Annotated in this window: 4 protein-coding genes; all 4 read left to right on the forward strand. The window is 40.7% G+C overall.

All coding sequences use genetic code 11. The features are described from left to right. Window positions 1–924: tetratricopeptide repeat protein (locus tag D6024_RS26075; RefSeq protein WP_205573380.1), on the forward strand; the 924-nt coding region annotated here is incomplete at its 5' end. Window positions 925–1,149: 225 nt separating this feature from the next. Further along, window positions 1,150–1,881 (forward strand): hypothetical protein, encoded by a 732-nt coding sequence (locus tag D6024_RS26080; protein WP_121357763.1) that lies wholly within the window; start codon window positions 1,150–1,152, stop codon window positions 1,879–1,881. 109 nt (window positions 1,882–1,990) lie between these two features. After that, on the forward strand, window positions 1,991–2,731 hold the full coding sequence (locus D6024_RS26085) for a c-type cytochrome (protein ID WP_121357764.1): 741 nt from the start codon (window positions 1,991–1,993) through the stop codon (window positions 2,729–2,731). A gap of 275 nt (window positions 2,732–3,006) precedes the next feature. Further along, on the forward strand, window positions 3,007–3,489 hold the full coding sequence (locus D6024_RS26090) for a hypothetical protein (RefSeq protein WP_240410171.1): 483 nt from the start codon (window positions 3,007–3,009) through the stop codon (window positions 3,487–3,489). The last annotated feature ends 270 nt before the right edge of the window (window positions 3,490–3,759 follow it).

Below are 3,759 nucleotides of genomic sequence, written 5' to 3' on the forward strand. Positions count from 1 at the left end.
GAGTGGTACATCCTGGATGTATACCCTACATTTGTGACGGAACAGGAAGAGCCGTGTGAATCGAGAGGTTCACGCACGGTTCTGTGGGAACATCGGGGTGAAACTCCCCGGTGTGACCCGACTGTAAGCCATTTTAAAAACTCTATGCAAAAGACTTTACTGACAATTCTAACTGCCTTCATTGCGACACTTTCCTTTGGACAAAACGCAGAAGAGCTCAACAAAAAATCAAAAGAATTTCTTGAGAGACAAGATTTCAAAACTGCTGTTCTTTTACTTAGGCAAGCTGCCGAAAAAGGAAGTTCGGAAGCCCAATACAATTACGGTATCTGTTATCAACAAGGCGTCGAAGTTCCGCAAAGTGACAGTATCGCTAATGCCTGGTTTTTAAAAGCAGCTAATCAAGGCTGGAAAGACGCTCAATTTAAAATGGCCTATAGTTTTGCCACAGGTCGTGGAGTGACACAAAACGATAAGCAAGCATTTTATTGGTCTATAAAATGTGCCGAACAAAGAGACGTGGAATGCATGTTCAATGTGGTTAGCTGTTATATGGAAGGACGTGGTACACAAAAAAACTTGGACAGTATGGTAGCATGGGCGACACGCCTTGCTATGTTGGACACTCCTGAAGATTTACAAGTAAGCGGACAAATCACTTCTGCAAGAGCCAATCTTGCAACAATGTACCGTGAGGGTCAAACTGTTCCAAAAGACCTTTCAAAAAGCTATATGTGGTATTTGATTTACAACGAGAGCAAGCGTGACTTTTCAGTTCTTGAACAACAAAAAAATATCGAAGCAATTCAAACACTTGAAAAGCAAATTTCTCAAGCTGACAGGGACAAAGCAAAACTTGAAGCTGAGAAACTCTTGAAAAAGAAATTGACGAACCTTGCTAATCTATACAAGCAGGACTTATAGTGACAGACAAAAACGGCTTACAACAGGGAGCTTTGTGCAATAGCGGGGCGACTAACAAGCTATCATTTTTTTGTTCGCTATTGTGCAGCGGTTCCAGCGTGACCCAACGCTATTGAACAAAAGAATTTATCTTCAACTGTAAATCATTTTTCATTTTCGGTTCGGGGCTTGACGGAACACGGAATACCGCTACTGCACAAAGCTCTTTACGTTGTACGCTACTTTATGAAACAGTCACTATTATTAATTTTTGTTTTTCTATTTCAATCTTCCTTTGGGCAGTACAAGGTTGACACAGCACTTAGGGGTGAGTACCGGCGAATGTTCGAAAGATTGCCTGAAAAAGTGAAAGAAGTTGAGAAATCACAATTCGAGAACGGCTTAGGTATTCTTTTTAATATCAAAACGGATACATTAAACAAAGCTGACCATGAGCCGGTTAATACTTCATTGAAGATTTTTAGCATTGATGAAAAAACTGGCGAAAAAGAACCAATGATAGCTGCGCCAGGTGAAGAAGAAACAATCACTGAAGCACAACCCACTTGGCTTGGTTGCGGTTGCAGGTTAAAAGGAGACACCTTCGAAGTTGCTTCTGGCGTTTCCTTGTTTTCCGGCTTTGCGGTCATTACAAGCCTGCACAAGGACAAAGCAAAAGCTGTCTATTCCGAGTTTGAGACCGAAGGCAAAGCGTTTCGGACAAAATTGTCTAACAAAAGAGTTAGCGAGTTTACCGTGCCAGCTACAATTAACAGCCTAACAATAGACCGGAAACCTGAAAAGGGAATAAATGAGATTTACGGCAAAATAGCGGTAGTGTCAAATGGATATTACAGCTACCTCAATGCTTGGGGTTTTAAACACGATTACATTTACAAGCGCAAGCATTTAGAATTTTATTTTCACTGTAATGCGACGAAGCAGCGTACAACATCAGCTTCAAGAAATAAGGGCTGAGGAATAAATGCTGAGCCCATTAACTTTATTGAACAGCAGGAAGTAAATAAGACAGAAGTTTTCCAAATACCCTTACTTCTTAAAGCTGTTTCTCGTTGCACGGCATAAAATGAACCTGCGTTTAATAACAATCATTTTATCGTTGACAGTTTCCTGCAAGACACAGACTTCAGGCTGGCAGACACTTGACTTTGGTGTATTTAAACTGAAGACACCACAAGGTTGGAAAAAGTTTGATGAAAATGGGGTTGACAGTTATGTCGGGGGATTGACAAATGGCAAAGACAGTCTTTGGTTTGATTACGGCTGGTATAGTCCCGACATTGGTGAAGAAGACCCTAAAATGCACAAATTCGGACAAGACACAATCAATGGACTAAAAGCCAGACTTGCAATTCCAATTGAACCTGGCAAAGGTTACATAAGAATGTTTATTCCTGTAAATTCACAAGACAAGTTTAGTATTAGCGGACACGGCATTTTGCAAACAGATACAATACTTAAAATTTACAGGTCAATTGTTTTCAAAGAGAGTGACACTTCAATAAACAACAACTTAGCTGTTGACAGTTTCAAAATATTTCCTAATGGAAACGGGCGAACATTATTCTTAGCAAATTGTGCAAGTTGTCATTCAGTTACAAAAACTTTGACAGGACCTGCCCTTACAGACAGAATAATTGTGAGAAGCAACGAATGGATTTTTAAGTTTCTAACTAATAGACAAACATTGGGTAAAGACACAGCCAACCTTAGTTTGAATAAGCAATTTGGAATGGACTGTATGCATTTCCCAAACTTGTCAAAAGACAATGTTGACTTAATCGTTGACTATATAAAGAATAAGTGACTTTACGGCGTGCAACATGGGGTTTTATGCAAGTTGGGCTTGACCTTGTAACGTCAGCTAATTGCAAACCCCAGCGTCAGTTCCAGCAGACGAACATCTATCAGCTTTTGTACTTAACTTCATCAACATACTTTTAATCAGCAGCGGTTATCGGCAGACGGACTTCTAATTCCCAACCTGCATAAAGCCCTGCTCGTTGTAGGCAACCCATTAGATAAAGACTGCTATTTTAAATGAATTTAAGACTATTGCTACCCTTTGATAATTTCAAACTCTTGACCCAGCTCACCCAGGACGAAGTGCGAAATCGGATTGAAAGCGTCACTGAACCCCGAAAATCGTTTCGTTTAATTTCCAAGAAAAGTGAAAAACCTTACCAAGGTAAACTTGTAAGCGACAGCTTTGTAATCAGTAGAATAATAAGCGGACGAAACTCTTTTCTGCCGGTTATCAAAGGGAATATTTCAGCTTATGCGGGGCGAACAGAAATATCTATTCGGATGCGACCCGTCGTTGCCGTATTAATCTTCATGACGTTTTGGTTAGGTGCCGTTGGTTTTGTGTGCGTTGGTATTATTGTTTCGGGTATTTTGCAGTTTAGGCAATTGACAATACACAGTTTTTCTCCTGTCGCACTTATTCCATTCGGAATGTTTGCTTTTGGGTATGGTTTATTGATATTATCATACAGAGCAGAAAGTCATAAGTCAAAGACATATCTTAAACAGCTTTTGGAGGCAGAGGAATATCAGGAGTAACGATCACGTTGGAATTGGGTAGCCTACAACAGGAGGCTTGCCAATATACCGGCTGACGACCCATCATTGGCCATTTGTTCTTTAATCAATATTTGAATAACTTACCGGGGCTGCCGGAAATAAATGCCGGTACCTCGGCAAGCCCTGTTCGTGTGTGTCTTGAATTGCTCCAGTGTTCATCTGGAGTGAATGCTCTACAAATGATGGAAGCTTTTCTTTAGTTAGCATGGGTGTGCGGAGTTCGAGCGAACTGAATGGCCGGCGTCAGCT

Source organism: Flavisolibacter nicotianae (genome assembly GCF_003628535.1).
In the GTDB taxonomy this organism is placed as follows: Bacteria; Bacteroidota; Bacteroidia; order Chitinophagales; family Chitinophagaceae; genus Flavisolibacter; species Flavisolibacter nicotianae.

Coding starts and splice junctions, on each gene's coding strand:
- D6024_RS26085 (WP_121357764.1), top strand. CDS start 1,991: ATGAACCTGCGTTTAATAACAATCATTTTATCGTTGACAGTTTCCTGC.
- D6024_RS26080 (WP_121357763.1), top strand. CDS start 1,150: ATGAAACAGTCACTATTATTAATTTTTGTTTTTCTATTTCAATCTTCC.